Source organism: Paracoccaceae bacterium Fryx2, assembly GCA_032334235.1.
GTDB lineage: Bacteria > Pseudomonadota > Alphaproteobacteria > Rhodobacterales > Rhodobacteraceae > JAVSGI01.
Genome location: JAVSGI010000005.1, coordinates 1,271,480 through 1,283,582, shown reverse-complemented (window position 1 = coordinate 1,283,582; position 12,103 = coordinate 1,271,480). Strand labels below are relative to the sequence as shown.

The following is a 12,103-nucleotide window of genomic DNA, read 5'->3' as shown; positions in this document are numbered from 1 at the left end:
GAAGGCTTGCCGCAATTGGCGGCGGGCCCGGATGGCAAATTGCCCTCGGGCACCATACTGGCCATCACAGATCGAGGCTCAATTGCCCGACCGCCGCCGGGCGCGGTTTGCGCGGTGCGGGTTTTCGGTCATTCACGAAGCGGCCGCTGCCGTCGGCGCGGCTGGCATGGCGCGCCACGATCCCGGCGGCCTCGGCGGCGTGGCCTGCACTTCGCCGCAGACCGAACACCGCCTCGCGTGCTGCGCGGGCGGCGGCGGCGACATCGACCACGGGTTCGGGGTAGCGCCGCCCCAGCAGACCCTGCGCGCCCGGCCATTTCCACGGCTCTTGCAGAAAGGCGTCGGGCACGGTGGCCAGTTCCGGCACCCAGCGCCGGGTGAAGGTGCCGGCCGGGTCCTGCTCCAGCCCCTGTTTCACCGGGTTGTAGATGCGCGGCGTGTTGATGCCGGTGGTGCCCGATTGCATCTGCACCTGCGGCCAGTGGATGCCGGGCTCATAGTCGGTGAACATCCGCGCCAGATGCGTCCCGCTGGGCCGCCAGTCGAGCCACAGGTGATACGACGCCACGGCCGACACCATTGCCCGCATCCGGAAGTTCAACCAGCCGGTCGCCGCAAGGTAACGCATGCAGGCATCGAGAAACGGCAACCCGGTTTCCCCCGCCGCCCAGGCCGCAAGGCGCGCCGCATCGCTGCCGCGCGCCAGACCTTCGGCTGCGGCATGCAGGCAGCGCGTCTCGATCGACGGCTGATCCTCCAGCTTCTGCATGAAATGGTCGCGCCAGGCGAGCCTGCTCTGGAACGACCGCAGCGACCCGCCCCAGTTTCCCGCGGGCCGTTCGTCCTGTCGCGCCGCCGTGGCCTGTGCCACCTCGCGCCCCGACAGCGTTCCCAGTGCAAGATGGGGCGACAGGCGCGAACAGGCCCGTTCTCCGGTGACGGGCGAGGCCATGGCGGCGCGGTAGGGTTCCCCCCGCACGCGCAGAAAGCCTTCCATCTCCAGCAAACCGCGCGCCCGCCCGCCGGCCTGCCGGTGCGGGCAGCGGTCCTCGGCCATCCGCAGGGCGCGCGCGCCGGGAATCAGCCCGGGCAGCACCCCCGGCACCGCCGACAATCCTTCCACCTCGGCCAGCGCCGCCCCGGTGAAGGCATCGCGCTGCCCGGCCCAGCCGTCCCGGCTCTGCAACCGGCGCACCACGCCCGATTGCGGCAGTTCCACCCAGTCGACCCCCGCGGCGCGCGCCCAAGCCGCCACGCGCCGGTCGCGGCCCCAGGTCCACAGGTTGCCGGTTTCCTCGTGGCTGACGATCCGGGTTATGCCGTTGGCGCGGCAGGTCTTTTCCAGCACCTCGACCGCATCGCCGACCCGCACCGCCAGCGGCGCGCCGATCTGCGCCAGCGCCGCGCGCAGATCCTCCAGGCATTCCGCCGTGAAGGCCCAGTGCCGGGCCGAGGTGTCGGGCAGCGCCCAATACTCCGGCTCGACCACGTAAAGCGGCAACACCCGGCCAAGCCCGGCGGCCAGGGCCAGGGCCGGATGATCCACCGTGCGCAGATCGCGCTTGAACCAGACGAGAACATTCATGGAACAAACTTCTAGCCATCGGGGCGGAAAGGTAAAGCCCCCGCTTGCACCCGCGCGCGCGCCGCCTAGTGTAGGGCCAAGAAGGAGACCCCGATGACCCAACCCGCCGCGATCCTGCTTGCCGACTACCTGCCGCCCAGCCACCGCGTCGATCGGGTCGAACTGACCTTCCGGCTGCACCCGACCGCGACGCGGGTCGTGGCCCGCCTGCACATGGCGCCCAACCCCGACCGCGCGGGCCGCCCCGACCTGCGGCTGGCTGGCGAGAACCTGGCGCTGATCCGCGCCGCCATCGACGGCCGCCCGGTCACCGCCACGCCCGACGACACCGGCCTGACGCTTGCCGCCGACCTCTTGCCCGACGGCCCCTTCACGCTGGAAACCGAGGTCGAAATCTCGCCCGCCTCCAACACCGCGCTGGAGGGACTTTACATGTCGAACGGCATGTATTGCACGCAGTGCGAGGCCGAAGGCTTCCGCAAGATCACCTTCTACCCCGACCGGCCCGACGTGATGGCGCGCTTCCGGGTCCGCGTCGAATCAGACCTGCCGGTGCTGCTCTCGAACGGCAACCCGGTGGGGCAGGGGCCGTGCTGGGCGGAATGGGATGACCCGTGGCCCAAGCCCGCCTATCTGTTCGCGCTGGTGGCGGGCGATCTGGTTGCCCATTCCGCCGCCTTCACCACCATGTCGGCGCGCCCCGTCGCGCTGAACATCTGGGTCCGCCCCGGCGACCAGGACCGCTGCGCCTATGCGATGGACAGCCTGATCCGCTCGATGCGCTGGGACGAAACCGCCTATGGCCGCGAATACGATCTCGACGTGTTCAACATCGTCGCGGTCGATGATTTCAACATGGGCGCGATGGAGAACAAGGGGCTGAACATCTTCAACTCCCGCTACGTCCTTGCCCTGCCCGAAACCGCGACGGACGACGACTTCGCCCGGATCGAGGCGATCATCGCGCATGAATACTTCCACAACTGGACCGGCAACCGCATCACCTGCCGCGACTGGTTCCAGCTTTGCCTGAAGGAAGGGCTGACCGTGTTCCGCGACCAGCAGTTCTCGGGCGACATGCGCAGCCATGCCGTGAAGCGGATCGAGGATGTGCTGACGCTCCGCGCCCGGCAGTTCCGCGAGGATGGCGGCCCGCTGGCCCATCCGGTGCGCCCCGACCGCTATGTCGAGATCAACAACTTCTACACCGCCACCGTCTATGAAAAGGGCGCCGAGGTGATCGGGATGCTGAAGCGGCTGGTGGGGGATGCGGGCTATGCAAAGGCGCTTGACCTCTACTTCACCCGGCACGACGGCGAGGCGGCCACCATCGAGGACTGGCTGGCGGTGTTCGAGGATGCGACGGGGCGCGATCTGACCCAGTTCAAGCTCTGGTATGCAGAGGCGGGCACCCCCCGGCTGAAGGTCAGCGAAGACTGGGAGGATGGCACCTGGACCCTGCATCTGGAGCAGGAAAACCCCGCCACCCCCGGCCAGCCGGTCAAGGCGCCCAAGGTGATTCCCGTGGCGCTGGGGCTCTTGAACCCCAATGGCGACGAAGTGCTGCCGACCACCGTGCTGGAGATGACGGAGGCCCGGCAGAGCTTCCGCTTCCCCGGCCTGGCCAGCCGCCCGATCCCGTCGCTGCTGCGCGGGTTTTCGGCGCCCGTGGTGCTGGACCGGCCGACCTCGGCCGAGGAACGCGCTTTCCTTCTGGCGCATGACACCGACCCCTTCAACAAGTGGGAGGCCGGGCGCGCGCTGGCAAAGGACGTGATGGGCCGCATCGTCACCGACGATGCCGCCCCCGCGCCGGACTGGCTGGATGCGCTGGCCCGCGTGGCGGTGGACGAAAGCCTCGACCCCGCGTTCCGCGCGCTGGCCTTGCGCCTGCCCGGCGAGGACGACATGGCCGCGACCCTGCACGCCGCAGGCCATGTGCCCGACCCCGAGCGCATCCACGACGCCCGCACCCGCATGGCGCAGGCGCTTGCCGTGCGGCTGGCCCCGCAGCTTTCGGCGCTGATGACCAGTCTGGCCGAACCGGGGCCCTTCAGCGCCAACGCCCGCGCGGCGGGCAGGCGGGCCTTGCGGCTGGCCTGCCTTGCCTTGCAGACCCGGCTCGATGGCGGATCAGCCGCCGCCACCCTGTTCGCGCAGGCCGACAACATGACCGAGGAGGTCGGCGCGCTGTCCTGCCTGCTCGACGCGGGGCTGGGGCAGGACCAGCTTGCCACCTTCCAGACCCGCTGGGCCGCGGACCGGCTCGTGATGGACAAGTGGTTCGCGCTGCAGATCGCCTATGCCGCCCCGGCGCAGGCGGCGGCGCTGACCGACCGGCTGACCCGCCATCCGGCCTTCGACTGGAAGAACCCCAACCGCTTCCGCGCGGTGATCGGGGCGCTGTCGGGCAACCACGCGGGCTTTCACCATGCCGGCGGTGCGGCCTACCGGCTGCTGGCCGACTGGCTGATCCGGCTCGACCCGGTGAACCCGCAGACGGCGGCGCGGATGTCGACCGCCTTCGACAGCTGGTCGCGCTACGATGCCGACCGGCAGGGGATGATCCGGCAGGAACTGGCGCGGATTCTCGCCACGCCGGGCCTCAGCCGCGATCTGGGCGAGATGGCGGGGCGGATGCGTGGCGACTGATCGCGCGCCCGGCGCGACGCGATCTGGCGGGAACCAATTCGCGCACCCGGCGTTGTCTGGCAACGCCGATACGGATGGCGTGAATTCCCGAAAGAGGTATCAAATGGTTAACTTCATGAAACTCGCCGTCACCGCCGCTGTCGCAGGCACGCTTGCCGCACCGCTGTTCGCGCAAGATACCGTGATGGATTCCGCCACCCTGACCTGCTCGCAGTATTCGGCGCTCAGCGCCAATGACCAGATGCGCGTCGCCATTGCCTTCCAGGCACCCGAGCCGGCCGCTGTCACCCTGACCGTGCCCAGCGATCCGGGGGCAGGCGCGCTCGTGACCCCCGAGGTTCAGCCGAACGACAATACCGGCGGCGTCGCAGCGGCCCCCGGTTCGGCAGCCGTGACCCTTCCGGCAGGCGATGCGGAACCGGTGACCGTCGAAGGCGAGACCATGGCCAACGACAACACCGGCGGCGCCGACGCCCCGGAAAACATGATGGAAATCATGTCGAAAACCGCCATCGAATGCGGCAAGAACCCCGATATGCTGGCAATCGACGCGATGAAGTCGGTCATGTGACCCCTTGGTCGGGCCTGACGAAAAGCGGTGCAGCCGCACCGCCGAGTCTGGCCTGACCGGCTACTGCCGGTAGCCCTGCGCTACTGGCAGTAGCTTTGTTCTCGGATCCAGGCCGCCATCGCGGCGCGCTTGCCCGCATCGCGGAACGGCATCCAGTCGCGGCCCAGCCCCTGACGGCCGTTGCCCACTACCATGCCATCCTGCCCGACGGCCGACGCGATGATCTCGACCGCGCAGGACAGGTTTGCGGCGCCGTCTTTCAGCGCCGCCGGGCTGGTGGCATCGCAGCCATGGCCGCGCGCGGTCTGGGGCGAGATCTGGGTCAGCCCGATCCAGCGCCCGCCGCCGCCCGCCGCCTTGGGGTTCCAGCTGCTTTCATAGCGCGCCACGGCCGACAGCATCCCGGTCCAGAACGCCCGGCGCTCGGGCATCGTCGCATTGGCGTAATCGGGGCACCAGGTTTCGATGTCGCGCGGCACGGTCTTGGCCAGCGCTGCGTCCTTGGTCGATACCGCGACCAGCGTCGACTCGGTCCAGTGTGCCGCTTCGGGGCGATGGTCCCAGCCCATCACCGGGCGGGCCCGGCTTGCCTCGTCCGACGGAGTCGCCATGCAGGCCGAAAGCGGCAGCGACAGCATCAAACCCAGCAAGATCCCCGTTTTCCGCATCCGCAACCGTCCACATGACCCGCGCCATCCAGGGCGTCAGCGCCGCTTTTGCCCGGCCGACCCCGGTTCTGGCAAGCCCGCCGCCCCGGCATCGGCCGATTTCCGCCCGCGCCACCCTTGCCCCCCGCGCGCCGCCTGCCTAGAAAGGCGGGGATTGCCGAAGGGAAACGCCATGCTCGACCTGCCATTTGCCACCCCGAAACCCAAGGTCATCGCCGGGGCGAAGCACGACTGGGAACTGGTGATCGGGATGGAAATCCATGCCCAGGTCTCCTCGAACGCCAAGCTGTTTTCCGGCGCCTCGACGCAGGTGGGGCAGGAACCCAACGCCAACGTCGCCTTCGTCGATGCCGCGATGCCGGGCATGTTGCCGGTGATCAACGAGTATTGCATCGAACAGGCGGTGCGCACCGGGCTGGGGCTGAAGGCGCAGATCAACCTGACCTCGGCCTTCGACCGCAAGAACTACTTCTACCCCGACCTGCCGCAGGGCTATCAGATCAGCCAGCTTTACCACCCCATCGTGGGTGAGGGGCAGGTGATCGTCGACATGGGGCCGGGGGTCGCGCGTCTGGTGCGGATCGAGCGCATCCATCTGGAACAGGACGCGGGCAAGTCGATCCACGACATGGACCCGATGCTGAGCTTTGTCGATTTCAACCGCACCGGCGTCGCGCTGATGGAAATCGTCAGCCGCCCCGACATCCGCGGGCCCGAGGAAGCGGCTGCCTATGTGGTAAAACTGCGCCAGATCCTGCGCTACCTCGGCACCTGTGACGGCGACATGCAGCACGGCAACCTGCGGGCCGATGTCAACGTCTCGGTCTGCCGCCCCGGCCAGTATGAAAAGTATCAGGCGACGCAGGATTTCGGCCACCTCGGCACGCGCTGCGAGATCAAGAACATGAACTCGATGCGCTTCATCCAGCTGGCGATCGACTACGAGGCCCGCCGCCAGATCGCGATTCTGGAGGATGGCGGCACGGTGCAGCAGGAAACCCGGCTCTACGACCCCGACCGCAACGAGACCCGCTCGATGCGCTCCAAGGAAGAAGCGCATGATTACCGCTACTTCCCGTGCCCTGACCTCATGCCGCTGGAAATCGAGCAGGCCTGGGTGGACCAGATCGCGGCCGGAATGCCCGAACTGCCCGACGCCAAGAAGGCCCGCTTCATGGCCGGTTTCGGCCTGACCGATTACGACGCCAACGTGCTGACCGCCGATCTGGACAGCGCCGCGTTCTTCGAGGCGGTGGCGGCGGGCCGCGACGGCAAGATGGCGGCGAACTGGGTGATCAACGAGCTTTTCGGGCGGCTGAACAAGCAGGGCCTGAGCATCGCAGAGTCGCCCGTGTCGGCGGCGCAGCTGGGCGGGATGCTCGACCTGATCGCCTCGGGCGAAATCTCGGGCAAGATGGCGAAGGATCTGTTCGAGATCCTGTGGACCACCGGCGGCGACCCGGCAGAGGTGGCGGCCGCCCACGGCATGAAGCAGGTCACCGACACCGCCGCCATCGCGGCCGCGATCGACGAGCTGATCGCCGCAAACCCGGCGCAGGTCGAAAAGGCCCGCGCCAACCCGCGGCTGGCAGGCTGGTTCACGGGCCAGGTGCTGAAGGCCACCGGCGGCAAGGCCAACCCGGCCGTGGTGGGCGAGATGGTGGGGCGCAAGCTGGGGCTCTAGGCCCCCGCCACAACAGCACGAATCCGCACACAACTGCGTCAGTCGGGCCGGGGCCGGGTTGGCCGGCCCGGCACCGGCTTGTATGATCTGCCGACTGTCACGGAGGGAATCGGATGCCGCGCTACGAATACAAGGTGATTCCCGCCCCGGTGCGTGGCGAGAAGGTGCGCGGCAGCAAGACCACCGCCGACCGTTTCGCCCTGACCCTGACCGGGCTGATGAACGAGCTTGGCCGCGACGGCTGGGAATACCAGCGCGCCGACACCCTGCCCTGCGAGGAACGGGTGGGCCTGACCGGCAGGCAGTCCACCTTCCAGAACATGCTGGTGTTTCGCCGGGAACTTGCCGAGGCCGAGGCCGTTTCGCCGGTGTTCATGCCGCTGCGCGCCGAGGCCCCCGCGACTGCCGTGCCGCTGATCCTGACCCCGGCCGCCAACTCGGCTCCCGCACTTGGTCCGGCGCTTGGTCCGGTACGGGGGCACGCGGCGGAATGATCAGCCGCGCGCTGCCGCCAGTGCTGCGGGCAGCGCCGCCGCAAGGGCCGCCATCGCCGGGGCATCGCCCAGACTGACGCGGATGCAGCGGTCGTGCGGTGCGACGAATGGCATCCGCACGAAGATGTCGCGCGCGATCAGTTCGGCCAGCACCCGCCGGGCAAAGGCGCCATCGGCACCGCAATCGAGCGTGACGAAGTTGGTGGCCGAAGGCAGCGCCACCAGCCCGTTGGCCGCCGCGATCCGCCCCATTTCGGCACGGGCCTCCGCCACCTGCGCGCACACGCCCGCCAGATGATCCTGATCGGCCAGCGCCGCCAGCGCCCCGGCCTGCACGATCCGCCCGACCCCGAAATGGTTGCGCACCTTGTTGAAGGCGGAAATCAGCCCTTCGGCAGCGACGGCATAGCCGACCCGCACTCCGGCCATGCCGTAGCCCTTGGAAAACGTCCGCATCCGGATCACCCTCGGGTCATCGCGCGCGATGCGGGCGGCGGTGCCTGCGGGGGCAAGGTCGATATAGGCTTCGTCCAGCACCAGCAGGGTGCCTTCGGGCATCGCAGCGATCATGTCCTCGATCAAGGTGGCGGGGTGGTGGCTGCCCATCGGATTGTCCGGGTTGGCGATGTAGAGGAGTTTTGCCCCCACATTCTGCGCCCGCTCCACCAGCGCCAGCGGGTCTTCATGGTCGTCCCGGTAGGGCACCTTGTGCAGCACGCCGCCATAGCCCATCACATGGAAGTTGAAGGTCGGGTAGGCCCCGTCCGAGGTCACCACCGCATCGCCGGGGTCCACCAGCAGGCGCACGAGATAGCCCAGCAGCCCGTCGATGCCCTCGCCCACCACGATGTTGGCCGCATCCACCCCGTGATGTTCGGCCAGCGCGGCCCGCAGGTCGTGGTTCTCCGGGTCGCCATACATCCAGGCGTCGGCGGCCGCCGCCGCCATCGCCGCCACCGCGCGGGGCGAGGGGCCGAACAGGCTTTCATTCGCGCCAAGCCGGGCGGCGAACGGGCGGCCCCGGGCACGCTCCTGCGTTTCGGGTCCGACAAAGGGCACCGAGGCGGGCAGGGCGGCGACGAGCGCGGTGTAGCGGGTGTGGGTCATCGGCGAACTCAACGCGAAACGGCGGCTTTGCGCAAGGGGCGGGACGGGGGGCTGTCTGCCCCCCGCGCCTGTGATTGCATCACAGGCTCCCCCCGAGGGTATTTGGGCCAACGAGAAACGGTCAGCCGATCTCGGCCAGTCGTTTCAGGGCGGCCTTCAGCTTGGCGGAGTCTTCCTCGCCCTGTTCCAGCTTCTCGCGCGTCTCGTCCACCACATCTTCCTTGGCCGAGGCGAGGAAGGCGGGGTTGGCAAGGCGGCCGCGCAGGCCATTCAGGTCTTTTTCGAGCTTTTCCAAGGTCTTGGAAAGCCGGGCCTGTTCTTCGGCAATGTCGATGATGCCCGCCAGCGGGATCACGAAACTGCCGCCCTCGACCGGGATCGCGATTGCGCCCTTCGGGGCGGCCAAGGCTTCGGTGATCGACTCGAGCCGGGCAAGCCGCAGGATCAGCCCCTCGTTGGCCGCAAGCGCGGCGCGCCCCGCCGCGTCGAGATCAAGCTGCAGCATGTCGAGCTTCAGCCCGGCCGGCACATGCATCTGCGCGCGGGCCGAGCGGACCTCGTCGATCAGGCCGGTGACCCAGGTCATCTCGCGCATCGCCGGGGCGTCGACCAGTTCGGGCCCGTAGGTCGGCCAGTCGGTGTGGACCAGCATCTTCGCGCGCTTGCCCGTGGTGGCCCACAGCTCCTCGGTGACGAAGGGCATGATCGGGTGCAGCAGGATCATGCACTGGTCCAGCACCCAGGCCATGGTCTGCCGCGTTTCGGCCGCCTGATCGCCGTCGAACAGCGGCTTGGCGAATTCGACATACCAGTCGCAGACCTTGCCCCAGACAAAGGCGTAAAGCGCGTTGGCTGCGGCGTCGAAGCGGTAGGCGGCAAGGGCGGCGTCGACTTCCGTGCGCACCCGGGCACATTCGCCGATGATCCAGCGGTTCACCGTGGCCTGCGGCGCGGGCGGGGCAGAGGTGGCGTGGCCTTCCCAGACGCCGTTCATCTCGGCAAAGCGGCAGGCATTCCACAGCTTGGTGCCGAAGTTGCGGTAGCCCGCGATGCGCTGGGTCGAAAGCCGCAGGTCGCGGCCCATCGCGGCCATCGCCGTCAGGGTGAAGCGCACCGCGTCGGTGCCGTATTCGTCGATCAGCGTCAGCGGGTCGAGCACGTTGCCCAGGCTTTTCGACATCTTCTTGCCCTTCTCGTCACGCACCAGCGCATGGACGTAGACGGTCCTGAAGGGCACCTGATCCACCACGGCAAGCTGCATCATCATCATCCGGGCGACCCAGAAGAAGATGATGTCAAACCCGGTGACAAGGGTCGATGTCGGGAAATAGCGTTGCAGTTCGGGCGTATTCTCCGGCCAGCCCAGCGTGCCGATCGGCCAGAGGCCCGAGGAGAACCAGGTGTCGAGCACGTCGGCGTCGCGCCAGATCGGGTAGGCGAGATGCGTCGGGTCCTGGCTGACGGCATAGTCGGCCAGGCTGGCGGCCAGCGCCTCGACGGCGGCGTGGCGGTCGGCGACTTCAACGATGCGGGCGGCGTTCAGCGGGTGGGGCAGGCTGGCCAGATCGTCGCGGAAACGGTCCGACACCGTGGCAAGGTCGGCGGCGCAATGGTGCCGGGCCTCGCGGTCGATGTAGCCGCCGTCACCGAGGATGCCGAGGATCTCGACCTCGTCCAGCGCGTTGTCGCCCTCGTCGTCGGTGAAGCCCTCGGCGTCGAGGTTCAGGCCGTACCACACCGGGATCTGGTGCCCCCACCAGAGCTGGCGACTGATGCACCACGGCTCGATGTTCTCCAGCCAGTGGAAATACACCTTGGCGTCGCGTTCGGGCAGGATCACCGTGTCGCCATTGCGCACTGCATCAATGGCGGGCTGCACGATCTTCGCGGTATCGACAAACCACTGGTCGGTCAGCATCGGCTCGATCACGACCTTGGAACGGTCACCGAACGGCAGCATGATCTTTTTCGCCTCGACCACCGGCACGCGGGTCAGGTGTTCGGAACCCGTCTCGGGGTCGATGGTCTTTTCCAGCGTGGTGACGGCAAGGCCCTGGGCGGTGATGTCGTCGATCACCAACTGGCGCGCGGCGAGCCGGTCAAGGCCGCGGTATTTCTCGGGCACGAGATTCAGGCTGTCAACTTCCGCCTCGTCGGTGGGCGCGCCTTCCGCGATCTCGCGGGCGCGGAGCACGGCTTCCGCATAGGGTGCGCCGTCGCTGCGCATCGCGGCGCGGCTGTCCATCAGGCGGTAGCACGGGATATTGCCGCGCTTGGCCACCGCGTAGTCGTTGAAGTCATGCGCGCCGGTGATCTTGACCGCTCCCGAACCGAACAGCGGGTCGGGGTATTCGTCGGTGATGATCGGGATCAGGCGGTCGCAGAGCGGCAGATGCACCATCTTGCCGACGATCCCGGCATAGCGCGCGTCCGACGGATGCACCGCCACCGCGCCGTCGCCCAGCATGGTCTCGGGCCGCGTGGTGGCAATGGCGATGTAGTCGCGCGTCTCGCGCAGCGTCACCGCGCCATCCTCGTCCTTCTCGACATATTCATAGGTCTCACCGCCCGCGAGGCGGTATTTGAAGTGCCACATGTGGCCCGCGACCTCGATGTTCTCGACCTCCAGATCGGAAATCGCGGTCTCGAAATGCGGGTCCCAGTTCACCAGCCGCTTGCCGCGGTAGATCAGGCCCTTGGCGTGCAGGTCGACGAACACCTTGATCACCGCGTCGTGGAAGGCGTCATCCATGGTGAAGGCCAGCCGCGACCAGTCCATCGACGCGCCCAGCCGCTTGTCCTGTTCGACGATGGTGCCGCCGGACTGCTCTTTCCACTCCCAGACCTTGGCGACGAAGGCTTCGCGGCCAAGCGCGCGGCGAGCAGGCTGGCCGGTGCGGGCGAGTTCGCGTTCCACCACCATTTGCGTGGCAATCCCGGCATGGTCGAGTCCCGGCTGCCACAGCGTGTCGAAGCCGCGCATTCGGTGCCAGCGGATCAGGATGTCCATCAGCGTGTGGTTGAAGGCATGACCCATGTGCAGGGTGCCGGTGACGTTGGGCGGCGGCAGCATGATGCAGAACGGCTCTGCTCCCGGCCTGGCATTGGCCCCGGCCTTGAAGGCGCCTGCGTCCTCCCACATGGCATAAAGGCGTGCCTCGGCTTCGGCGGCGTTGAAGGTCTTTTCCATCGGCATCTTGGGCATCCCTGAAAGCGTTGGCTTTCTCTATCCAATCGGGGCGCGAAGGCCAAGCGCCTCTGCCGCCGCGGCGTGGCAAATCTCGGGTCGCCGGGACGCGTCAGCGCGGCCGAGCGGGGGCTCGATGCCCCCCGAGGCCGCCC

The 12,103-nt window shown here is 68.2% G+C and carries 8 protein-coding genes; 4 read left to right on the top strand and 4 right to left on the bottom strand.

Annotated features, from left to right (window positions below; translation table 11 throughout):
- Nucleotides 1-64: 64 nt before the first annotated feature.
- Complete coding sequence (locus RNZ50_15320; protein ID MDT8856364.1) at nt 65-1,585, bottom strand: FAD-binding domain-containing protein; 1,521 nt, start codon at nt 1,583-1,585, stop codon at nt 65-67.
- Between the two features lie 93 nt (nt 1,586-1,678).
- On the opposite strand from RNZ50_15320, the gene pepN reads away from it, so the two are divergent.
- Nucleotides 1,679-4,237 carry an aminopeptidase N gene (pepN, locus tag RNZ50_15315; GenBank protein ID MDT8856363.1) on the top strand — a complete coding sequence of 853 codons (2,559 nt, stop codon included), beginning with the start codon at nt 1,679-1,681 and terminating at the stop codon, nt 4,235-4,237.
- A 103-nt stretch (nt 4,238-4,340) separates the two neighbouring features.
- Nucleotides 4,341-4,808 (top strand): hypothetical protein, encoded by a 468-nt coding sequence (locus tag RNZ50_15310; GenBank protein ID MDT8856362.1) that lies wholly within the window; start codon nt 4,341-4,343, stop codon nt 4,806-4,808.
- A gap of 80 nt (nt 4,809-4,888) precedes the next feature.
- Here RNZ50_15310 and RNZ50_15305 read toward each other — a convergent pair whose 3' ends face one another.
- On the bottom strand, nt 4,889-5,476 hold the full coding sequence (locus RNZ50_15305) for a transglycosylase SLT domain-containing protein (GenBank protein MDT8856361.1): 588 nt from the start codon (nt 5,474-5,476) through the stop codon (nt 4,889-4,891).
- A gap of 172 nt (nt 5,477-5,648) precedes the next feature.
- Between RNZ50_15305 and gatB the strand changes: the two genes are divergently transcribed.
- A complete protein-coding gene (gene gatB / locus RNZ50_15300; protein ID MDT8856360.1) occupies nt 5,649-7,160 on the top strand; it encodes an Asp-tRNA(Asn)/Glu-tRNA(Gln) amidotransferase subunit GatB in 1,512 nt (503 codons plus the stop codon).
- Nucleotides 7,161-7,273: 113 nt separating this feature from the next.
- Complete coding sequence (locus RNZ50_15295) at nt 7,274-7,654, top strand: DUF4177 domain-containing protein (GenBank protein ID MDT8856359.1); 381 nt, start codon at nt 7,274-7,276, stop codon at nt 7,652-7,654.
- On the opposite strand, the gene RNZ50_15290 is transcribed toward RNZ50_15295, so the two are convergent.
- Complete coding sequence (locus RNZ50_15290) at nt 7,655-8,761, bottom strand: pyridoxal phosphate-dependent aminotransferase (protein MDT8856358.1); 1,107 nt, start codon at nt 8,759-8,761, stop codon at nt 7,655-7,657.
- Nucleotides 8,762-8,882: 121 nt separating this feature from the next.
- Nucleotides 8,883-11,957: a valine--tRNA ligase gene (locus tag RNZ50_15285; GenBank protein MDT8856357.1), complete on the bottom strand. Its 3,075-nt coding sequence runs from the start codon at nt 11,955-11,957 to the stop codon at nt 8,883-8,885.
- Nucleotides 11,958-12,103 lie beyond the last annotated feature (146 nt).

Coding starts and splice junctions, on each gene's coding strand:
- RNZ50_15320 (MDT8856364.1), bottom strand. CDS start 1,585: ATGAATGTTCTCGTCTGGTTCAAGCGCGATCTGCGCACGGTGGATCAT.
- pepN (MDT8856363.1), top strand. CDS start 1,679: ATGACCCAACCCGCCGCGATCCTGCTTGCCGACTACCTGCCGCCCAGC.
- RNZ50_15310 (MDT8856362.1), top strand. CDS start 4,341: ATGGTTAACTTCATGAAACTCGCCGTCACCGCCGCTGTCGCAGGCACG.
- RNZ50_15305 (MDT8856361.1), bottom strand. CDS start 5,476: ATGCGGAAAACGGGGATCTTGCTGGGTTTGATGCTGTCGCTGCCGCTT.
- gatB (MDT8856360.1), top strand. CDS start 5,649: ATGCTCGACCTGCCATTTGCCACCCCGAAACCCAAGGTCATCGCCGGG.
- RNZ50_15295 (MDT8856359.1), top strand. CDS start 7,274: ATGCCGCGCTACGAATACAAGGTGATTCCCGCCCCGGTGCGTGGCGAG.
- RNZ50_15290 (MDT8856358.1), bottom strand. CDS start 8,761: ATGACCCACACCCGCTACACCGCGCTCGTCGCCGCCCTGCCCGCCTCG.
- RNZ50_15285 (MDT8856357.1), bottom strand. CDS start 11,957: ATGCCGATGGAAAAGACCTTCAACGCCGCCGAAGCCGAGGCACGCCTT.